The sequence below is a fragment of the Actinomycetes bacterium genome, assembly GCA_024222295.1.
Classification (GTDB): Bacteria; Actinomycetota; Acidimicrobiia; order Acidimicrobiales; family Microtrichaceae; genus JAAEPF01.
This window is the reverse complement of the sequence record JAAEPF010000070.1, coordinates 21132-40233: the sequence shown is the minus strand read 5'-3', so window position 1 is coordinate 40233 and position 19102 is coordinate 21132. Positions and strand designations below refer to the sequence as shown.

At 68.9% G+C, this 19102-nt stretch carries 32 protein-coding genes; 17 read left to right on the top strand and 15 right to left on the bottom strand.

Annotation, left to right across the window (positions count from 1 at the left end):
* Nucleotides 1-25: 25 nt before the first annotated feature.
* Genes GY812_16680 through GY812_16670 form a run of 3 tightly spaced genes read left to right on the top strand, consistent with a single transcriptional unit; the run spans nt 26 to nt 915 of the window.
* Entirely contained in the window at nt 26-343 is a 318-nt protein-coding gene (locus GY812_16680) for a hypothetical protein (GenBank protein ID MCP4437120.1), read from the top strand.
* 13 nt (nt 344-356) lie between these two features.
* Nucleotides 357-731, top strand: a complete 375-nt coding sequence (locus tag GY812_16675; protein ID MCP4437119.1) for a hypothetical protein — start codon at nt 357-359, stop codon at nt 729-731.
* Nucleotides 724-915: a hypothetical protein gene (locus GY812_16670; GenBank protein MCP4437118.1), complete on the top strand. Its 192-nt coding sequence runs from the start codon at nt 724-726 to the stop codon at nt 913-915. The genes GY812_16675 and GY812_16670 overlap by 8 nt, the downstream gene beginning before the upstream one ends.
* Nucleotides 916-1068: 153 nt before the next feature.
* On the opposite strand, the gene GY812_16665 is transcribed toward GY812_16670, so the two are convergent.
* The 5 genes from GY812_16665 to GY812_16645 are packed head-to-tail and all read right to left on the bottom strand — an operon-like array spanning nt 1069 to nt 4658.
* A complete protein-coding gene (locus GY812_16665; protein ID MCP4437117.1) occupies nt 1069-1875 on the bottom strand; it encodes a hypothetical protein in 807 nt (268 codons plus the stop codon).
* A gap of 1 nt (nt 1876) precedes the next feature.
* A complete protein-coding gene (locus GY812_16660; protein MCP4437116.1) occupies nt 1877-2533 on the bottom strand; it encodes a hypothetical protein in 657 nt (218 codons plus the stop codon).
* Nucleotides 2533-2913, bottom strand: coding sequence for a hypothetical protein (locus GY812_16655; GenBank protein ID MCP4437115.1), 381 nt, complete (start codon nt 2911-2913; stop codon nt 2533-2535). The genes GY812_16660 and GY812_16655 overlap by 1 nt, the downstream gene beginning before the upstream one ends.
* Nucleotides 2914-2971: 58 nt before the next feature.
* Nucleotides 2972-3772, bottom strand: coding sequence for a hypothetical protein (locus GY812_16650; protein ID MCP4437114.1), 801 nt, complete (start codon nt 3770-3772; stop codon nt 2972-2974).
* Complete coding sequence (locus GY812_16645) at nt 3765-4658, bottom strand: hypothetical protein (GenBank protein ID MCP4437113.1); 894 nt, start codon at nt 4656-4658, stop codon at nt 3765-3767. Before GY812_16645 ends, GY812_16650 begins: the two co-directional genes overlap by 8 nt.
* Before the next feature lie 107 nt (nt 4659-4765).
* Between GY812_16645 and GY812_16640 the strand changes: the two genes are divergently transcribed.
* The 7 genes from GY812_16640 to GY812_16610 all read left to right on the top strand — a co-directional run bounded on the left by GY812_16640 (nt 4766) and on the right by GY812_16610 (nt 7238).
* The gene (locus tag GY812_16640; protein ID MCP4437112.1) at nt 4766-5152 is read left to right on the top strand and encodes a hypothetical protein; all 387 of its coding nucleotides are present in this window, start codon (nt 4766-4768) and stop codon (nt 5150-5152) included.
* Nucleotides 5149-5721: a hypothetical protein gene (locus GY812_16635; GenBank protein MCP4437111.1), complete on the top strand. Its 573-nt coding sequence runs from the start codon at nt 5149-5151 to the stop codon at nt 5719-5721. The genes GY812_16640 and GY812_16635 overlap by 4 nt, the downstream gene beginning before the upstream one ends.
* Before the next feature lie 9 nt (nt 5722-5730).
* Nucleotides 5731-6003, top strand: coding sequence for a hypothetical protein (locus tag GY812_16630; GenBank protein ID MCP4437110.1), 273 nt, complete (start codon nt 5731-5733; stop codon nt 6001-6003).
* Between the two features lie 86 nt (nt 6004-6089).
* Nucleotides 6090-6350, top strand: a complete 261-nt coding sequence (locus GY812_16625; protein MCP4437109.1) for a hypothetical protein — start codon at nt 6090-6092, stop codon at nt 6348-6350.
* 2 nt (nt 6351-6352) lie between these two features.
* Nucleotides 6353-6559 carry a hypothetical protein gene (locus tag GY812_16620; GenBank protein ID MCP4437108.1) on the top strand — a complete coding sequence of 69 codons (207 nt, stop codon included), beginning with the start codon at nt 6353-6355 and terminating at the stop codon, nt 6557-6559.
* 74 nt (nt 6560-6633) lie between these two features.
* Nucleotides 6634-6843, top strand: a complete 210-nt coding sequence (locus GY812_16615) for a hypothetical protein (GenBank protein MCP4437107.1) — start codon at nt 6634-6636, stop codon at nt 6841-6843.
* A gap of 68 nt (nt 6844-6911) precedes the next feature.
* Complete coding sequence (locus GY812_16610) at nt 6912-7238, top strand: hypothetical protein (protein MCP4437106.1); 327 nt, start codon at nt 6912-6914, stop codon at nt 7236-7238.
* Here GY812_16610 and GY812_16605 read toward each other — a convergent pair.
* The 10 genes from GY812_16605 to GY812_16560 form a co-directional block, all read right to left on the bottom strand.
* Entirely contained in the window at nt 7181-7381 is a 201-nt protein-coding gene (locus GY812_16605) for a hypothetical protein (GenBank protein MCP4437105.1), read from the bottom strand. The two genes, GY812_16610 and GY812_16605, sit on opposite strands and share 58 nt — an antisense overlap.
* A 56-nt stretch (nt 7382-7437) precedes the next feature.
* Entirely contained in the window at nt 7438-8928 is a 1491-nt protein-coding gene (locus GY812_16600) for a DNA cytosine methyltransferase (protein MCP4437104.1), read from the bottom strand.
* Nucleotides 8925-9452 (bottom strand): hypothetical protein, encoded by a 528-nt coding sequence (locus GY812_16595; GenBank protein MCP4437103.1) that lies wholly within the window; start codon nt 9450-9452, stop codon nt 8925-8927. The genes GY812_16600 and GY812_16595 overlap by 4 nt, the downstream gene beginning before the upstream one ends.
* Nucleotides 9442-9627 carry a hypothetical protein gene (locus GY812_16590; protein ID MCP4437102.1) on the bottom strand — a complete coding sequence of 62 codons (186 nt, stop codon included), beginning with the start codon at nt 9625-9627 and terminating at the stop codon, nt 9442-9444. The genes GY812_16595 and GY812_16590 overlap by 11 nt, the downstream gene beginning before the upstream one ends.
* A complete protein-coding gene (locus tag GY812_16585) occupies nt 9628-9861 on the bottom strand; it encodes a hypothetical protein (protein MCP4437101.1) in 234 nt (77 codons plus the stop codon).
* A 177-nt stretch (nt 9862-10038) separates the two neighbouring features.
* Nucleotides 10039-10329: a hypothetical protein gene (locus GY812_16580; GenBank protein ID MCP4437100.1), complete on the bottom strand. Its 291-nt coding sequence runs from the start codon at nt 10327-10329 to the stop codon at nt 10039-10041.
* Entirely contained in the window at nt 10326-10661 is a 336-nt protein-coding gene (locus GY812_16575; protein MCP4437099.1) for a hypothetical protein, read from the bottom strand. Before GY812_16575 ends, GY812_16580 begins: the two co-directional genes overlap by 4 nt.
* Before the next feature lie 53 nt (nt 10662-10714).
* Complete coding sequence (locus GY812_16570; protein MCP4437098.1) at nt 10715-10900, bottom strand: hypothetical protein; 186 nt, start codon at nt 10898-10900, stop codon at nt 10715-10717.
* A 76-nt stretch (nt 10901-10976) separates the two neighbouring features.
* A complete protein-coding gene (locus GY812_16565; protein ID MCP4437097.1) occupies nt 10977-11294 on the bottom strand; it encodes a hypothetical protein in 318 nt (105 codons plus the stop codon).
* A 30-nt stretch (nt 11295-11324) separates the two neighbouring features.
* Nucleotides 11325-11651 carry a hypothetical protein gene (locus GY812_16560; protein ID MCP4437096.1) on the bottom strand — a complete coding sequence of 109 codons (327 nt, stop codon included), beginning with the start codon at nt 11649-11651 and terminating at the stop codon, nt 11325-11327.
* 241 nt (nt 11652-11892) lie between these two features.
* Between GY812_16560 and GY812_16555 the strand changes: the two genes are divergently transcribed.
* From GY812_16555 to GY812_16525, 7 genes are all read left to right on the top strand, one after another.
* Nucleotides 11893-13449, top strand: coding sequence for a DEAD/DEAH box helicase family protein (locus GY812_16555; protein MCP4437095.1), 1557 nt, complete (start codon nt 11893-11895; stop codon nt 13447-13449).
* Nucleotides 13446-14441: a hypothetical protein gene (locus GY812_16550; protein MCP4437094.1), complete on the top strand. Its 996-nt coding sequence runs from the start codon at nt 13446-13448 to the stop codon at nt 14439-14441. The genes GY812_16555 and GY812_16550 overlap by 4 nt, the downstream gene beginning before the upstream one ends.
* A complete protein-coding gene (locus GY812_16545; protein MCP4437093.1) occupies nt 14442-16556 on the top strand; it encodes a DUF927 domain-containing protein in 2115 nt (704 codons plus the stop codon).
* 17 nt (nt 16557-16573) lie between these two features.
* Entirely contained in the window at nt 16574-16930 is a 357-nt protein-coding gene (locus GY812_16540) for a hypothetical protein (protein MCP4437092.1), read from the top strand.
* Nucleotides 16931-17088: 158 nt separating this feature from the next.
* Nucleotides 17089-17382 carry a hypothetical protein gene (locus GY812_16535; GenBank protein ID MCP4437091.1) on the top strand — a complete coding sequence of 98 codons (294 nt, stop codon included), beginning with the start codon at nt 17089-17091 and terminating at the stop codon, nt 17380-17382.
* A 92-nt stretch (nt 17383-17474) separates the two neighbouring features.
* A complete protein-coding gene (locus GY812_16530) occupies nt 17475-18779 on the top strand; it encodes an ATP-binding protein (GenBank protein MCP4437090.1) in 1305 nt (434 codons plus the stop codon).
* A 44-nt stretch (nt 18780-18823) separates the two neighbouring features.
* Nucleotides 18824-19015, top strand: a complete 192-nt coding sequence (locus GY812_16525; GenBank protein ID MCP4437089.1) for a hypothetical protein — start codon at nt 18824-18826, stop codon at nt 19013-19015.
* Nucleotides 19016-19102: the final 87 nt, after the last annotated feature.

Below are 19102 nucleotides of genomic sequence, written 5' to 3'. Positions count from 1 at the left end.
GGCTGGAACGCCCTCTGGGGACGCGATGGATCGAGAAGTGTGGGCGCTCCTGTTCGCAGCGGAGTGGACGATCGGAGCGTTCGGGATGGCGCTCCTGGCGGCCGGTCTGGTGAACAGCTGGTTCAGGACCGAGGAGTCCGTGTGGGTGGACCTCGCCCTCGTCGGGCTGGCGTGGGCTATCGCTGCGGCAGCGATTGCGGTTGCACCGTGGCTGGAGGAGAGGGACCCGGCTACCTTGACGCTCCTGTGCTTCCCGATGGCGGCAGCGACCGTCCGCGGGGCCTGGCTGATCTGGACGACCCGCGATGACGCACGAGACATCGAACCCCCCGGAAGGGGATGAGGAGCTGAAGTCGGTGAACGGCCAGCTCATGGAGCGCGTCTTCGACATCCAAGAGCAGGGTGTAGGGGCGATGCTCGCGGTGGCGACGTCCAGTGACAAGCTCTCCGAGCGGTTCCTCGACCAGAGCTACCGGCTCGAGCGGCTCGAGGAGCGCTTCGTCGTCTTCGCTGAGAACCAGCCCAAGGGCTTCATCTCCGGGGTCATCGCCCCCGTCGCGAAGAAGGTCAACGCCCCCGCCTGGATGCAGTCCGACAACTGGACGATGCGGCTGTTCCTCACGGCAACCATCATCCTGCTGGTGTGGCTGGTGGTCGGGCGGGACGGCGCGGCGGACATGCTCTACTTCATCGGGGACACACTCGCGAAGAAGGAGGTCCCCAGTGGCTGAGCAGGAAGCAAAGTCGATCGTCGACGAAGTGAAGGTCCACACCGACGAGCTGAGGGCGTGCGCCGCTCGCATCCAACAGTTGGTGAACGAAGGGCGGGCGGAGTTGGCCAGGTCCAGGGGCCGGGCAGGACTACGCGCCAGCATGCGGGAAGGCCTCGCAGTGGTCGAGCCGCAGCCTGCGTGAGCAGGTCGCCAAGGTCCTCGAACGCGAGGGCCAGACCGTCTTCTTGCAGTGGGTGCGCGCCCTCATGGCCTTGGGTGTGGTCGGCACAGCCATCTGGACGGAGGTCCAGGGCGGCGAGCTGTCCGACCCCTTCATCATGCTGCTCGATGGTGGTCAGCGCTCCACCGCCAGCGCACACACCGACCGATCCGGGTACTCCGACTTGAAGCGGGACCAGGTCCAGATGTCGGGCTGGATCTGCCACGAGTCGAGGCTCACGCCGTAGTTCCCGATGCCCCGGTGGCCGGGGCCGCTCTGCCGGTAGGCCTTGTTGCACTCCAGGGTGAGCACCGAGTCGGTGCCCTGGTCGTGCGCCACCACGATGATGGTGTGCCCGCCCTTCACCCTGGAGGCGTCCCGCCACAGCTGCACGACCGACCAGGCGGGGACGTGGCTGGTGTCTGCGTTGACCTTCTCGGCCACGCCCGCGGTGACGAAGGCCTCGGTGGGGGAGGACAGCCGGCTCGCGTCGGTGATCATCACCTCGTTGTGCCGGGCCAGGCCCCACTCGAAGTCGTCCCCGAGCGCGTCCTCGAAGGCGTAGGGCACCACGGCGCCGACGAAGGCACAGCAGTTGCTCTTCCGGCCGCTCGTCTTGAGCCCTGAGACCCCCTTGGGAGCCCTCGGGAAACTCGGGCTGTGCAGGTCGTAGCCCCACCCCTTGAAGAGGTCAGCAGCCGCCCACAGGCGCGAGGGGGCGATGGCCCCGGAGAGAGGGGCGGACGCCGGGCCCAGGTTCGTTGCCCAGACACCGCCGGACACTGCGGCGATCCAGCCGTGGCGCAGGCGGAACCAGACCTCGCCACCGAAGTGGGCCTCCTCCAGGAGGTCGTGCTCGCCGGCCGCGGCCTTGAAGCCGGTCAGCGTGCCCGCTGGGGCGTTGAAGAGTTTCAGGGCCTGGGGGAGGTGCGCGCGGTCCATGTCAGAAACTGCCGCTGGTGAAGGGGCGGTTGCGCTCGGTCGTGCCGATCTGGCCCTTCTGGTAGTGCATGTCGATACCGATCAGGAATGCGTCGTTGGCGAACGTGTCGGCTGCATCGCTGGAGTCGCGGAAGATGCGGCCGAGGATGAACATGTCGGGCTCGATGCTGGAGGCGAGCCCTGCCGGCATCGCCATGTCGTCGTCGTCGGTGATGTGGTGCGCGTACTGCGTTCCTGCCGTATGCGTCGAACTCAGCGTGGACGTGGCGGGGAACGCTTCCGACTCGTAGCCCTGGGCTGCGGTCAGTTCGACTTGCCACTTCACGTCGCCGGACGGCGAAGCCACGATGTGGGACCAGTGGACGTGGAACGTCGGCGTCGTCCCCGCCTTGATGTCGTGCATGACGTGGATGGCGAAGAAGCCCTCCTCCGTAGGCCCTGTGCCGGCGAAAGCGTTCATCTCGATGCCGTTCCGGAAGGTCTTCAGGGTGGGAGCGCTGGACCCCTTGCCGATACTGAGGCCACCCACGAGGTAGTCGGAGTAGAGGGCCTCTTCCAGCGGGCCGATGCCGCCGATCGGCCTGCCCGACAACCACGCCTCCAACCCCTTGCGGATGAGGGGGTCGAGGATGCGCCCGCCAGTGAGAATCCACGCCATCAGTCGGTGTGGCCCGGCGTCATCGAGCTCACCTTGTGCGGCTTCCGGCGAGCCCGGCGGCGCTCCTGACGCTTCTCGCTCCCGGCCGCGAGCCGCTCGCGGAGCCCCTTCAAGACGGCTTCGCGCTCTTCGGGGGACTCGACGTCCTCGAGCGCGCGGACGATGATGGCCTCGAAGATCTTGTCGTCGAACATCTCCACGATCTGGCCGGCGGGGGCTGGCAGCAGCAGCGTGAAGTCGATGGCGTCGTCGAGCTTCTGGGCGGCCTCCCGGCCCACCTCTTCGGCGTCGATGCCCTCCTGCGAGAGGGCCTGCTCGATGTGCTCGGCCCAGACATCAGGGTTGAGGACCTCGAGGCCCTCGAGGAACTTGTCGAACATGCTGCCCTCCTCCTGTGGGAGGGCAGGCTACCACGTCAGGACGCCCGTAGCCGCCAGCTCACGGGGTCTCGGCAGCGGGCTCGGGAGCCTCGTCGTCGACATCGATGGCCAGACGCTCTCGCTCGACCGCGGCCTCGAAGGCTTCGTCGGAGGAGATGGTCACCACCTGCTGCGGCTCCGTCTCGATGTGGTCCGCGTCCTCACCCAGGGCTTGCACCATCTCAGCGGAGAGGGGCACGAGCCCACCGTTGAGCAGGGCACGGATGGCGCTCTTCCGGGCCATGCGCGCGTAGTCGGTCTTCCACGGTCCCGAGGAGCCCGCCCGGCTCCGGCGCCGGCGGCTCTCGATCTCGTCACGGGTGAGCACCTCGAAGACCGGGTCGCCGCTGGTGAGCACCGCCACCGCGTAGGCGGCGATCATCTTCTGGTCCGACCGGTCGATGTTGAAGTCCTGGTCGTGCTCCAGGTTGGGGAAGAGGCCGCGCTTCACCTCGAAGGTCTCGCCTTCGTAGACGCAGACCGCATCCAGACGGCGGATCTGTCCGCTTCGCCGGGCGAGCTCGAGCAGGCCCTTGTAGCCGATGAGCGGAGTGCAGTCCTTGCCGTAGGGGATGAGGTAGAGGTGGCCGAAGGCGCCGCCCGGCTCGAGCCCCAGCTGGGCGGCGAGCATGACGGACCGGACCACGGACTCCGAGGTGCACTGCAGGAGGCGCGGGTTCTTCGTCCCCTCGATCACGACGATGCGGGCGAGCCGCTCGGGCGTGAGGTGCTTGGGGATGACGCTCGTGATCTTCTTGAAGTTCTGGGCGATGAGGCCCTCGAACTGTTCGGTCTGACGGGCGAGGGCGGTGCTACTCATCTGGGTCTCCAGGACGCAGGTTCTTCCGGCCAGAGAGCCGGTACTTGAATCGGGTGTCGGGTCGGAACGCCCAGTCCTCGCCTTCGATGGCCACCCCCTGGGCGGCCTCGGCGAGACGGGTGCGGAGGGACTTCTCGCGCGCGACCAACGGCTTCACCTGATCGGCGAGCGCGACGAGCTCCTCGGCGAGCGCGCGGTGCTCGTCCGTGGCGTCGATAGAGTCGGTCTCGCCGCGGAGGCCGGCGGAGGCCGCCCACAGGACCGGCGGGGAGCCTGGCGGCGGGAGTTGGGCCACGACGTGCCTGTCCCACCACGAGTTTGCTGCCTCGCGGACGTTGTCGATGAGGCGTTCGCGGGCGCTGGTCATCTCGAGGTCGTAGATCCGAAGCTCAGGGCCGTAGCCGCCGAGAACGATGGCGACGACGTGGGCGGCGGGGGCTCCGCAGAGGCGAGCTTGCAGGAGGGCCTGCAGCGTCACGGCGGGGTTGCACTCGTCGTCGGTGTAGTGCTTGCCGCCGAGCCCCCACCACGCTGACTTGCACTCGATGGGGCGGCGCTCCTGCGCTGCCTGTCGCCAGTCCATGGACGAGGCGATGCAGGTGTCGTTGTCGGTCCACCAGCCGCCGCGCTCGAGGTCCCCCAGGCGCTTGTGGACGAACTCGGGGATGATGGCCTCGACGGCGTGGCCGATGGCCGCCATCATCGGGTCGATGTTCATCCGGCGACGGCCGAGGACCTTCTCGCCCCACAGCTCGTCCGGTGAGCCGAAGCCGCCTGGGATGCGGAGAGCGCAGGAGACCTCGCCCGGCGATGCGCCGAGCCGTGACCGGCGGGCGTCGAGCCACGCCTGTGTGTTGACCTCGAGATCGGACCTTGAGCCCTTCAACGCTACCTCCTGCAGGGAGGATTACTCAGGTTCTGTAGTCGTGTCAACACTGAAAGGTTGACGTGGCTACTGCGTAGAAGTATCTCTATCAGCAGGAGGTAGCCCCCATGGCCGTCGAGGAACTTCAGCGTCAACGCGACGCGAGCGACGCGAGTTTCTGGCGGTTGCTCGAGGAGGAGGTCCACCTCCTCGACACCCGCAACAACTGCACCCGCGCAACCGTCTCCGACTGCGCTCATGTCCGCATGGCCGGCAGCGACGTCTACGACACGGTGGTGCGCGTGTTGCGGCGCCATCCTGGTGTCGCCAAGGTCATGCTCGAGGTCGGTTGGGTCATCCAGGTCGGGGTTCGGGCGACCTTCTCCGGCCGGCTCGCCATCGTCACCGAGGTCCACAGTTGGGGCGTGTCGGCGAGGGTCGACGGGACCGACGATGTGCTCTCCCTGGCCTGGGATGAGTTCGACGCTGTCGGACCCCTGCCCTGGCCGGCGTGATGCAGACCTCGTTCCTCCCCCAGCCGGCGGGGGCCATCCCAGGGGTCGACCTGCGTGACCGCTGGGGAACACCCGAGGGCGTCATCGCCGCGCCCCTCCAGCTCTTCCGAGCGGACACCTTCGACCTGGACGCCGCGGCCGAGCCTTTGCGTGCCTGGTCCCCCTACTACATCGGCGCTGAGACCAACGCGCTGGCAGTGGACTGGCGCCCCTACGCCCGGAAGGTGCTCCACCCGCTGGTCTGGCTGAACCCTCCCTTCTCCAAGTACGGCGGGGGAAAGAGTCGCTGGATCGACAAGGCGGTGTCCGCCTCGAGGAAGGAGCAGCTCATCGTCTGCCTCTACCTGCCGGGCTACGCCGACTACGAGGTGGCCGCGCTCGACGGCTACACCGACTGCCGCATCACGATGGTGGGCCGGGTGTCCCACAGCCCACCCCCAGGGGTCGAGGCTGGTCATCCTGACCGGCACCAGCACGCCATCCACGTCTTTACCCCCCACGACCTACGCCTGCCGCCGCTCCTCGCATGGGACTGGCGGCGTCGCGCGTGGGTCGGCCGCACCCCGTAGAGGAGCCGCATGCCCACCGAGTACGACCGCCACAAGCTCGCCGAGAACTTCATCGAGAGGTACGGGCGGGTGCACTTCCGCTGGCTCCTCGAGGCCTTCGCCTCTGGCGAGACCAACGCAGAGATCGGGCGCGAGCTCGCTGAGAAGGTCGACCGCCACACGCCCTTCGGGCGGGAGATCGTGCGCCGATGGCGCGACCACTTCGGCAGCACGGTGACCGTCTTCCGTCCCCACCAGGACTTCGCCAGCGAGGCCGGCATCGCCGGTGTGGAGCACACGTGACCTTCACAGCGTGGCTCCGCACTCAACGGGACCGGGACGACAGCGTGGGTCGGGTAGCTCAGCTACTCGGCCCCATCGAGCTCGGCGTGAGCCCACGACAGACCCTGCTCCAACTCGCCCTCGAGCGAGCTGGTCTCGACGACCCTGACGGCGTGATGGCTGTCTGTGGGGACTTCGCTCGAGCCTGGCAGGAGTGGCCGATTCGGAGCGCCAGCTGGTCGCAGTGGGGCCCCGACGGTCACCTGGACCCCAACCAACTCACCCCCGCGAACGTGGTGCGCGCAGTGGCCTCCGAGCCCTCCGACGTCATCATGCTGGCGTGGGACCAACAAGCAGCAGAGGAGTAGACGTGGCAGCCCCAGCAAGGAACCGACACGCACTGGCGCGGAAGCAGAAGAAGGCCTCCAAGCGGAGGCGCAAGGCGCAGGACGCCCAGTTCATGGGTCGCCTGTGGCGCAACCTCCGGCTCATCCACTGGCGCGAGAGCGGCATCTGGATGACGAAGCAGCAGGCGCGTGCAGCCCTGGTGCAGGCGACCTCTGGGAGGGTCCGGTGATCTACTGCCCGAAGTGCGGCGCGGAGACCTTTGGCACCGACAAGCCCGGCGTCCGGGTCTGTCGGGTGAAGTCCATGCCGGCGAACGACGGTCACGGCGACCCCTCGAGCGGCTGCGACTGGACCGGGCCGCGAACGGCGAGTCGCTTCGACAGCTACACGCTCGCCTACGAGCGCGGGCAGGCCGACGGCTACCTCGAGGGCACAAAGGCGAAGGCGCCCACCCCCTACGTTGGGGATGAGCGCCTTCTGGGGGCATGGACCCGCGGGGTCGCGGGCGTTTAGGCTGCCGCCTCCGCGGCTTCGGTGATGGCGTCGTAGTAGACGTCCTTCCCGTCGGCGTCGAAGGGGATGTGGCCCCACCCGATGTGGCCCCACCCTTCGGGGAGCGCGTCGATGGCCTCGACAGCGTCGACGAACTCGCCAAGCTCGAGGTGAGTCGCCGCGAGGCCGAAGGCGTCGGCGCCGTGGCCGCCCTCGTTGGAGAGCTCCTCGGCGCGCTTCCGAAGAAGGTCGATGACAGGGGTCAGGTCGGTCTGGTCGATGATGATGGTGATGGTGGCCTCCTACTTAGCCATGTGGTTGCACTGAGAGAGACGCTCGGCGCGTCGAAAGCGGACAGTCAGTTCTTGATCTTCTTGAACGAGGTGTTCTGCCCGCAGTTCGGGCACTCCACGTAGATGAAGGGCGCGGAGACGTAGGACCGGCTGGCCGAGTCCCACTTCTTGATGGTGTCCCGCTGGATGGCCCGGCGCGGGATGGTGACGGTGCGGTCGGGGCAGTAGTCGCCGAGCCCGCCGTGGGCGCTGATGAAGACCTTCACGACTTCCTCCTACGAGAGGAGAGACGCGCGCACCGCGAAGGGCGGACAGTGCGAGCTCAACTTTTCTTGTCGGCCTCGAGCACGGCGCGGCCGAACACCTCCGCGTGGGTGGGCACGACGCAGTTCCCGACCTGCTTGTACTGCGAGGTCTTCGTTCCCTGGAACGGGTAGCCGGGAGGGAAGTCGCACAGCGCGGCGCACTCCTCGACGGTCAGGCGGCGGCGGCCGGTGGCGAGCCAGAGCGCGTCGCTGGCGCGGTCGGGCCCGCCGGTGATGGTGCCATTGGCGAGCTGGCGGTTCATGTTGTCGCCGCGCGTGCCCTTCGCTTCGGTGGTGGTGACCGTGGGGGCCGGCTTGTCGAGCCGCGACGGCTCGGTGGCCGCTCGCGTCTCCACGAACGGCCCCGCGTTCCCCGCCCCGCCGCCCGGCTGGGCCGCGATGGTGGTCGAGGGTCGGTCGGTGATGTCGTGCAGGGTGCGGTCCTGCTCGCGACCGGGCGCGCGCGGGTTGGTGCCGCCGCCCAGGACGCGGACCTCGCCCACGAGGTACGTGTTCGCCCGTGTCCCCATCGTCTGCATCGGCTGGTCGATGGGCACCACCGGATGCTTCGGGTCACCCGGCTCGCTCCGCCCCTGCGCTACCCCCAACTTCGGGTTGATGTAGAGGTTCCCCTTGATGCCGATGGTCGGACTGGCTTCCACGGAAGCGTCGGAAGGCCGCTCCTGGTGGGGGTTGTTGTCTGTGCAGCGGCTCGCCTCGAGGGTGCCCTCGAGGTCCAGGGCGTCCCGCACCGTGACGTAGGGCTTCAACCCAGGTCCGAACAGCGAGGCCTGCGCCGTCGGCGGACCGTGGGTCGGCTCCGGCCACCGGATGGCCCGAGGCCCGGCGACGATGAAGATGCGCCGACGGTGCTGGGGCACCCCGTAGGCGGCAGCGTCGAGCACGCGCCACTCGACCACGTCGAAGCGCTCCTCGAGCTGGGGGATGATGACGCGCCGCAGGTAGCAGCCGGGGCACGCCAGGACGGCGCAGGCCTCGCGCTGCGTGGCCACGACCTCCATCTGGGCACGGACCTCCACGGGGGGCAGGATGAGCGTCCTGTCGGCGCGCTCGAGCCCGACCCAGTGCTCGGTCAACACCAGCGGCGTGGTCGACGGCGGCCCCTTCGCGAGGCACCAGTCCGTCCCCGCGTGCGTCGTCAACCCGGTGACGTTCTCGCCCATGAACCAGCGCGGGCGGAACCTGTCGATGGCCGCGACCGTCCATGGCCAGCCGTTGCGGTCGTCCATGGCGCCTTCCCGCTTCCCCGCGCTCGAGAACGCCTGGCACGGGAAGGACGACCAGAGCGCGTCCAGCTCGCCCTCGAGATGGCCAGCGATGGCGTCGAGGTTCCGGACGTCGCCCTCGTAGACCGGCTGGTGGCCGGCGGCTCGGAGGGTCGCGCAGGCGTCATGGTCCCACTCGACGAGGAGCGAAGGCGTGAAGCCGGCGCGGTGGAGGCCGGTGGCGGCCCCTCCGGCACCGGCGAAGAGCTCGAGGATCTTCATGCGGTCCCCTGGAGGTCCAGGCGCCAGCGCCGCTTCGGCGTGGCGGGGTTGGTGGCGGACTGGCGACCCTCGCGGGAGCCCCAGCCGAGTTGTCCGGTGTAGAGGGACGTGCCGTCCTTCCGGAAGCCGGCCTTCTTGTAGATGCAGCCCGTGTGCCGGGTGCGGTCGTGGTAGGCGATGAGGCACTCCATGTCGCGAGCTCGCGCGTAGCTGGCAGCTACGCGGAGCACTCGCGACGCCGTGCCATGGGGCAGACCGGGAGCGAGCCACATCCGGATGACCTCGCCCCACGAGCCGTCCTGGGGCAGTTTCGGGGCCACGGGGCGGCCGATGACGCACATGCCGAGCCGCGGCCCGTCGGGGCGCTCCACGCCTGGAAGCAGTTGGAGCCCCTGCGGGCGCACCACGATCGTGTAGAGCGCGCCCGGAGGGGCCTTGCCGAGGTAGTGGTCGGTGGCTTGGAGCCACCGCTTCGCAGCGTCGGTGTAGGACTCTCGCCCTACCCAGAGGTCGTCAGCGGTCATCGACGCGACCTTGGTCGAGAACGTGCCAGTCGGCAAGGGCAAGCCCCACGAGGGCGCCGTTCTCCGTCTTGAGCCAGACGACCCGCTTGGTGACCTTCACAACGCGAACGCCCCCGAAGACGGCGTGCCGGAAGGACATGCCGCGCTCGGGGGCGAGGGTCAGGGTGATGGCCATCTACGCGGCAGCGATGGCGAGGGCGTTCACGACGAACCGAGCGGGGAACTTGAAGGTCTTGCCGTCGCGGCAGCGGGTGGCGAGCACCGGGTACTTTCGGCTGCGAGGCGCGAAGCCCGCCACCGTGTAGAAGTCCCCGTTCTGCCCGACGAACTCCGCGCCGTAGTCGCTCTCGGTCAGACCGAAGACCACGGCGTGGCGCGCGAAGTCGGCCGGGACGCCGTTCGCCTGCACGATGCCGAAGGTGAACTTCGGGGTGAAGGTGCCAGCGATGGAGTCGAAGCGCCCGCCCCCCTTGGTGAGGGTGAGCCCGTGTCGCTCAGCGACTTCGCGAAGGGCGGCCTCGGCCTCCTCTGCGATGGAACGGACGGTCTTGCGGTCGAAGGTGGTGATGGTGGTGATGGTGTCCTCCTACTCGGACTTGGGGGTGAAGCGGGGGCCGTCGACGGCCAGCGAGATGTACTCGTCGCCGATGTCGTCGGTGAAGACGTGGGGCTCGGTGCCGTCGGGCAGCACGAGGCGGTCGCGGAGGCCCTTCCATGCCCAGTCGGGCAGGACGACCTCGACGCCGCCGACGTCGAGCGAGAGGAAGTCGCCCAACTCTTGGAGAGCCTCGACGACCCGGCGGGTGCGGACCACATGGGCCTGCTGGTCCGCGGCCTTCACGACGTCGCGGTCGAACTGGGTACGGGGATCGGTCACGATGCACCTCCGAGACCCTGCTCCAGCGCTTTCAGGACGCGCTCCGGGGTCTTCTCGCAGTCATGGATGAGGACGCCGCAGAAGTGGCCTTCGTCGACGACGACGACAGCCGGCTTCCAGATGGCGCCGTTGCCGAGGACGCCGCTGGCGTAGGTCTCCACCCGCCGGGCGCGGGTGATGACGACGCCGTCGTCGAGGTTGAGGGACGCCTCCCAGAGGGTGCCGACGAGCGGTTCGTCGGTCCCGATGGGGTGACCGGTCGACGGCTGCGCGTCGTAGGTCTGGTCGTAGTCGTCGTCGATGGTGTCGCGCCAGACGACGACCCCGTCCACCAGGAGCTGGTGGAAGAGGTAGCCGTCTTCGGTGATGAAGATCGAGTGGGTAGTCAGGATGCACCTCCGTCACCCGCGAGGGCGAGGTTCTTCGGGTCGCAGGCGTAGCGGCGGGCGCCACCCTCGCAGAAGGAGACTGCGACCCAGCCGTCGAACTCGCCGTGCCGCAGGGTGTGCAGCACGGTGCCCCGGTCGCCGGGGCGTCGGGTGGGGGGGAGTCCGGGGAAGGTAGGGACCACCGGGCCAACCCAGACGACCTTGGAGCCGTTGGGGAAGGTGGCGGTGTTGTTGTCGGTGGGGGTCAGGATGCACCTCCTAGAAGGGAACGTCGGTTTCGTTGAATGCGAGCTCGCCGTCGAGCACGGGCAGGGGCTTGGCGCCGTCGGCGATGGCGTCGAAGAACGCCTTGTTGGCCTTGTCGAGGTCCTCGATGAGAGCGCGAACGTCCTCGTCGGTGTCCTCGTCGCCCCAGAACTCGAGGCTCTCCTCGTGGGCGAGGCGCCGAAGTTCGGCTTCCTCGTCGCTGTCGACGAGGCGGGCGTGGGCTGCGTAGTTGCTGAACTCGTTGTCGTTGGTGGGGAAGTCGCACCTCCTGTAGACATGTCTACTGGCTGAGAGTAGCCATGTCCACATCTTTCTCAAGAAAGTCCATAAAGCCGATCGTCAACGCCGGCGCCGGTAGGCTCGGGTGGTCCGGCCAGCGCGGTTGAACTGGTTGCCCGCAGCCCACAGCCGGGACTTCAAGCGGGACGCCGCGGCGAGGCTGCCCTCGGTCACGACGCCGTCGTCATCGCGCTCGAGGCGGTCGTCGATGACCTTCTCGATGTAGCTCTCCACGCGGGAGAGGAGTTTGTTCAACTCGCGGCACTCGTCACCGCAGTAGTCCCGCGGGCGACCGCGGCGCTTGTACTCGTTCTGGAACTCGCTGCCGCATACGGGGCAGGTTCGGGTCTGGGTAGTCAGGACGCACCTCCTATTTACGGTCCCCACAATAGGTCCCTGCTGTAGCCGTGTCAACAAGAACGTGTGGACACGTCTACTGAGGGGTCGGGAGCAGCAGCTGGCGACTCAGCGTCATGCGGGAAGTCGAGTTGACACGGCTACGATCCTCTCGTATCTAGAGGAGGTCGGGGCAACCTGGCACCTCTCAGTCCGAGTGGCCTTTGGGCCCCCAGCGGCGGTAGCTCCCCGCTGGGTCGGACAGGGAGAGGAAGATCGGACATAGAGAGAGGTGAGTATGGCTGTCGGCGCCACCCAGGTGCAGACCCTGGACCCGCATGCCCCTGAGCTTTGGGGTGGACTCGAACCGCGACGCTGGCAGGGGGAAGCCCTCCCGCTGGTCATCCAGGCGCTCCGTGAACGGAAGCGCGCTGTCGTCAGCGCCATCATGGGGGCTGGGAAGACACGCTTCTCCGCAGCCCTCGTCGGGATGGCCGCCCAGAAGAGCGGCGACCGCACCATCATCGTGGCGGTCCCCACCCAGGCGCTCGTGGAGCAGACAGCCTCCACCTTCCGCGAGGTGCTCGGTGAGCACAGGGTCGGTCGCTACTACGCGAACGCGAAGGAGCCCAAGCGCCCCATCGTGATCTGCTGCTACCCCTCGCTCCTCCCGCTCCATGCGGACCTCGTAGAGCTGGGCAAGCGCGTCTCCTTCCTTCTCGTGGACGAGCTCCACAAGTCGGAGGCGGACACGATCAAGGCCATCATCCCCGCCATCGCCCCGACCTCCATGGCGGGGCTCACCGCCACGCCCTACCGCTCCATCCCATCCGAGTCCCTCTCCATGTGGGACGAGGTCGTCTACCGCTACACTCTCGCGGATGCGTTGAAGGACGGTGTCCTCGTCCCGATGCGGCGCGTGACCTGGGACGGAGAGGGGTCGAGCCTTGTTGACGACGTGGTGCTCGAGATGGTGAAGCAGCACGGGCACGGTCCCGGCATCGTCTCCGCCCGCGACATCTCTGACGCCGTCGCCTACGCCGACTTCCTGTCTGCGGGTGGCGTCCCCGCAGCCGCCATCCACTCGCGGCTCCGCCGGCAGGAGCGCGTGCGTCTCCTCGAGATGCTGCAGGCCGGCGAACTTCGCTGCCTCGTGCACGTCAGCCTCCTCGCGGAGGGGGTCGACATGCCGTGGCTCCGGTGGCTCGCGCTCCGCCGTCCCGTCCAGGCCCGCGTTCGCTTCCTGCAGGAACTCGGACGGGTGCTCCGCGTCACCCCCGGCAAGACCGAAGGCGTGGTGCTCGACCCGCACGACCTGCTGGGGCTGCACGGGCTCACCCACGCTGAGGCCATCGGCGATGCCCTCGAGGAGGCCGCCGACAAGGAGACGCGCGAGGCCAACGAGCCCCAGCTCTCCGAGGAGGAGGAGCGCGAGATGCACGCGGTCGCGCTCAACCACCTCGTGAAGTACATCCGCATCCTCCGGGTGGAGCTCGAGACGCACGGCATCCTCGAGCCCGCGCTGGTCACCGGCTACGCTTGGCGCCTCCGCCAGGCCTCGGAGAGGCAGGTGGCCACCCTGACGAAACTCTCGCGCTTGACCCGCCACGTCCCCCGCCAGCACCGCGAGACGCTCAAGGTGCTCGTGAAGCATCCGCACGCCCTGACCAGCGGTCAGTGCTCCGACCTGATCGACATCCTCATCGGGGGTGCCAACTGGTGTCGCTCAGAGGCGAAGCGACAGGGGCTCGAGCCCTGGTTCGTCCAGTGGCCCTACGTCGGTGTCGACGTCGGCATCCCAGACCACACCGAGGTGAAGGCCTTCTTGAAGGCGAGGACGCGAGGATGACCGGGTACTCGTGGTTCGCTGACGCTCGCCGCGTCCCCCTCGAGCAACTCGCCGTAGCCCTCGGCCTCAGCGTCTCCCGTCGCACCATCTCACCGTGCCCAGCCTGTGGCCGCCGGGGTCGCGACAGCGCCTGCCGGATCTACCGAGCCAAGGACGGCACGCCGAAGTGGAAGTGCTGGCACGCCTCCTGCGATGGCCGCGGGGACGGCATCGACCTCGCCCGCTACGTCATCAGCGGCGACCTCCGCAACTGGTACGCAGAACGAGGCTGGTGCGAGCGCCGCGCCGGCGGCGGGCGGTCTGAGCTCGTCGAGTTGCCTCCCCCTCCTCCTGAGCCCGGCTACGTCCCCGAGGATGACCTGCGCTGCCTCTTGGGCCAGTGCGGGCCAGGGCTCTACGAGCCCGACGTGGGGCGATGGCTGCACTACCGTCTGGGCGACCTGGCGGAGCGGACCGGCTGGCTGGTGCTCTCGCTCCCCAAGAACGCCCGGTGCCCGGACTGGGCGCGGGTGGGGCGCGACCACAACGAACGGTCGTGGGCGCAGGGCGGCTTCCGTGCGCTCTTCCCGGTGTGGAACCACCAAGGCCAACTCCGGTCCATCCGGGCCCGGCAGGTGGTCCGCGCAGCCGCGAAGGTGAAGTGCATCCCGCCACGCGACCACAAGGCCGGCGGCACCGTGCTCGCGAACCCTGCCGCCCTCGCGTGGCTGAGGGCGCGCGGGACCCCGCAGCGCATCGTGGTCACCGAGGGAGAGCCGCAGTGGCTCGCGTGGTCGGTGGCCTCCACCGGCTCCGTCGCCGTCGTCGGGATCACCTCCGGGTCGTGGACCCAGGACTTCGCCGACCGCGTCCCCGACGGATGCCAGGTGCTCATCGCCACCGACCTCGACAAGGCGGGCGAGGGCTACGCGGCGCTGGTGCGGGCGACGCTCGAGGGGCGAGACGTGAACGTTGACAGGTGGGCGCAGCCCACGCAGATGCTGGGGAAGTAGATGGCCAACGACGGTGGCTGGCAGGGGGACGATGTCCTCGTGCAGGAAGGAGCGGAAGCTCTTGTAGGTGCTGAGCTGCAGCACGACGGCAACAAGGCGGTCCAGGTGGTGGTGGCGAGCCTTCGCGCGCTTGCCGCACGCATGGAGGGCATGTCGAACCAGGAGCGGCTCGTCGCCTGGGTGGCGTGGCTCAGCGAGGACAGCGCAGTCCGGGCGGCGCCTGCCGCCTACGGGCACGCCCCCGACGAGGTCACCGCAGCCCTCGAGGGCGTCGGCGTTCACCACGGGCTCGGCGGACGGACGAAGAACTGGTTGGGCGGGGTGAAGAAGGCGTCGGTGAACCTCCGACGCCGTGCCATCAGGGTCGCCTCCGAGGAGGAGGCCATCGACCTGGGGGTCACCCTCGGGCTCGCGTCCATCCGCGGCCGGCGGTGCCCGCCTCCCTACACCTTCCAACACGACGGGATGTACCGCTACGTGGAGAAGAACGGCGAGCCCTTCGCGCTCAAGATCTCCCACCAGCCCATCGTCCCCATCCGCCGCTACATCGACACCGACGACTCGCGCATCGTCTACATCGAACTCACGTGGCGCTTCCAGCAGCGATGGGTGAGCAGCATCGTCCTGCGCGACCACGCCATGAACTCGCGCATCGTCATCGACCTCGCCCGGCTGGGTGCCCCGGTGAGCAGCGGGAACGCTCGCGAGCTCGTCGAGTGGCTCGCCGCGGCTGAGTCCTTCTGGGACCACGTCGCCCCAAGCGGGTACATCGCCTCCCGCCTCGGCTGGGCGGGGCGGGGCTGCAGGGTCTTCGTCGCCGGCGAGAACGTTGTTCAGACCGGCGAGCACATCGTGAAGTTGGACGGCATCGACGACGGGCAGCGCCAGCTCGCCGGCGCGGTCCGCTCGAGCGGGACCTGGGAGGCCTGGAACGAGACGGTCGCCAAGGCAGCCACCCACCCTCGAGCCCTGCTCGCGGTCTACGCCGCGCTCGCTGCCCCCCTGCTCCGTCTCCTCGACATCCCGCCCTTCGGCCTCGACTGGGCGGCGAGGAGCGGAACGGGGAAGACCACCACCGCTGAGCTCGCCGCGTCGGTCTGGGGACACCCCAAGGAGATGCGGCAGTCGTGGGGTGGGCGGGTAGCTGGCATCGAGGCCTCAGCTACGATGCTCTGCGACCTCCCGCTCATCCTCGACGAGAGCACCCGGATCTCCCCCTCCCAGCGCGAGGATGTCTCCTCCCTGCTCTACGCCATCACCAACGGCGTGGGCATCTCGCGCGGGTCGGTGGGGAACTCGAGGGGCATCGGGCTCCGCCCCACTGCCCGGTGGCGGACCGTCCTGATCTCCACGGGCGAGGCCCCCATCACGCAGTTCACCAACGACGAGGGCGTGAAGGTCCGGGTCATCACCGTGAACGGACCGCCCTTCCCTGCTGGGTCGAAGGTGCTGGTCGACAGCCTGAGCGCCGGCCTCCGCGAGAACCACGGTCACGCCGGTCCCCGGCTGGTGCGCTTCCTCGTCGACAACCCGGAGCGGCACGAGGGGCTCCGCGCGCGGCACAAGGAGTTGGAGCGCCAGATCGTGGCGAAGGCGTCGAACGACATGGAGGCCCGGCAGGCAACGTGGCTGGCCTGCCTCGGCCTCGCGCAGGAGATCCTGCGGGACGAGCTTGGCTGCCAGTGGGCGACCATCGAAGCGCTGGGGCTCGCGCTGAACATCTCCAAGGGCTCGCACATCGACGCCGCCACCGAAGCGCTGCTCTTCGCCTACGGCTGGGCGACGCAGCACCAGGCCCGGTTCTGGGGACGGACCCCCGCTGAGAAGACCTCGATGAACGGGGGGCTCCTCGGCGCATGGAGGGAGGACGACCTCGGCTCCACCTGGAAGCACCTCGCCTTCATCCCGAAGGTGCTCGAGCACGAGCTGGTGCGCGCCGGGTACTCGCCCACGGCGGTCATCACCGTCTGGCACGAGCGCGGGTGGCTGTCGGGACGGGGCTCGAGGAAGAAGGGCCTGGCCATGGTCGGGAAGAGCCGGATGGACTGCTACCGGCTCACCCGCGAGGCCATCGACAGCGCGCTGGACATCAGCACGGTGACTCCGGAGGGGTGATCAGGGTCTGAACTTTCTTGTGGACATGGCTACTCGCGTGCAGTAGACATGTCTACAGGAGGTGCGACTTCCCCAACGCAGCCAACTACAACGTCAACATCGTCACCAACTGGACCGACTACGCCGCGAAGCACCTGCTCGGGCGAACCATCGTCGGTGTCCGCTACCTGACCAAGGCTGAGGCCGAAGACCTCGGCTGGCATCGCGCCAGCCTCGTCATCGTCCTCGACGACAACACCATCCTCTTCCCGTCGTCCGACGACGAAGGGAACAGCGCCGGCGTGCTCTTCGGCCAGAAGGGCGCAGCCGAACTGACCTTCCCGGTCGTCCCCACCATCGACCACAACATCGCCCGCGAAGGAGGTGCGTCCTGACCCCCATCGACAACCACACCGTCCGCAAGGTCGAAGACCTCCGCAGCACCCTCCAGACCCTTCTGGAAGACGCCGCGGCGGCCCTGCAGGCCCTCGACCACTTCACCGCCACCCCTACCAACGGTAGCGCCGACCTCGTCCTCGAGGCGGTGGAGGCGGTGAGTCTCCCGAGCCGGGACGATGTCATCGGCACCGCCGCCTGCATCGTCGACTACCACGCCGAAGCCGTGAACGAGCAGGCCTTCAAGGCCCTCCAGGCTGCGGGCGAGACCAAGCCCTGCGACTACCCCGGCTGCGACCGGCACATCGACCCGTCGGGCCGCATCGACCAGTACACCGCAGAGGTCTGCTTCGACTTCGACGGCAGCAGCGAACTCCACGTCTGCTCCAGCTGTTCCCTCAACTTCGACCCCAACGGTCGCCGCCGTGCGGCCTCGCGAGGTGCGTCCTGACCGCCACCATCCACTCCTTCGTCCTCGTTGGCACCACCGCCATCCCCGTCACCGTCACCGCGGAGCTCGTCCGGCGACTCCCGGCCACCATCGTGGCTGGCCTCCCCGCCGTCGCGCAGCGTGAGACCGCTGAGCGTGCCCGCTTCGCCATCCGCGCGAGCGGCTTCGACTTCCCGAAGCAGCGCATCCACGTGACCGTCGAGCCCGCCCTCCCCAAGGCGAGCACCGGGCTCGACCTCGCCATCGCCCTCGCCATCCTGTGGGCGAGCGGGCAGGTCGAGCCCGCCGACACCACCCGCGAGTGGGCGTGGGTTGGCGAGTTGAGCCTCACCGGGCAGCTCCGCTCGGTGTCCGGGCTGCTCGCCTTCGCCGAGGCGGCCGCGGCCGACGGGCGCGTCCTCGCCCTCCCCGATGCCTGCGAGCGCCTCGTCGCACACTGGGGGAAGGCTACCGTCTGCGGGGCCATCAGCCTCGGCGAGGCGGTGGACCTGTTCGGTGGCGAGAGCATCGGTGGCCAGAAGCCCCTGAGCCGCACCCTCGTGGCCGACGAGCCCCTCTTCGGCCCGGAGACCCTGCAGCCCAACGACTGGGCGGCCATCGCCCAGATCAAGGCGGCCATCGACCGCGGTGCGCGCGGCGTGCTGCTCACCGGTGCGGCGGCGTCGGGCAAGACCCGCATCGCCAGCCGCGTGAAGGCGCTCCTCGGCACCCTCGACGAAGAGCAGGCCCGCGAGGTCGCGGTCATCCGTGACGCCGCAGGGCTCCTCGTCCAGACCGGAGTGGTCAGCGGCGAGCTCACCGTCTCGCGCCCCTTCCGGGCGCCGCACCACACCGTGAGCGTCGCTGGTCTGACCGGCAACGCCTCCACCCTCCGTCCCGGCGAGGTCACCCTCGCGCACCACGGCGTGCTCTTCCTCGACGAGGCACCGGAGTTCTCCCGGTCGGCCATCGACGTGCTGGGCGCTGCCCTCGACAACGCGGAGGTCAACATCATCCGGGCGAACGTCCCCTTCGTCTCGCTGCCCGCGAAGCCCGCCTTCGTCATCGCTGCGGCGAACTGCTGCCCGTGCGGGAACGCCGGGTCGGACCGACCCTGCGCGTGCTCCCCTGAGTCCGTGGAGCGCTTCAACGAGCGCCTCCGGTGGCTCCGGAACCGCCTCCGGCTGCACACCGAGGTCGAGGTCGGCGAGCCGATCGAAGACCCGCTCCCGCGCACCGTGGTGGGTGCCGCGTGCGCCGCGCTCGCCCACGCTGGTGTCGACGTCGGCCCCGACGATGTGCACGTCTGGGACACGGACTGCGGCGAGTGGACCTTCGCCCTCGACCCCAACCCGTGGTCGAAGGCTGTCGGCACCGTCCACGACGACCTGAGCGTCACCCTGGGAGGTGCGTCCTGACTCTCACCTACGACCACTACCTCGGCGGCATCGAGTACTACTGGGTGCTCGACGACGCTGGGACTCGCCTCGCCCTCGTCTGCAACGGCGGGCGCGCGGGATGGGCCCTCTGCTCCGCCCGCGGCCTGGCCCGTGACCAGATCACGCGGCTCGGCAACCTGCTCCGGAACCTCATCGAGCACGAGCTCGACACTGTCACTGCGCTCATCGAGCGCGCCATCGGAGGTGCGTCCTGACCATCTACCGCCTGCCCACCCACCTCGTCCTCCCCGTCTGGCCGCTCCTGCTGGCCGCGGCGGGCGACGCCCTGCTCTGCATCGCCC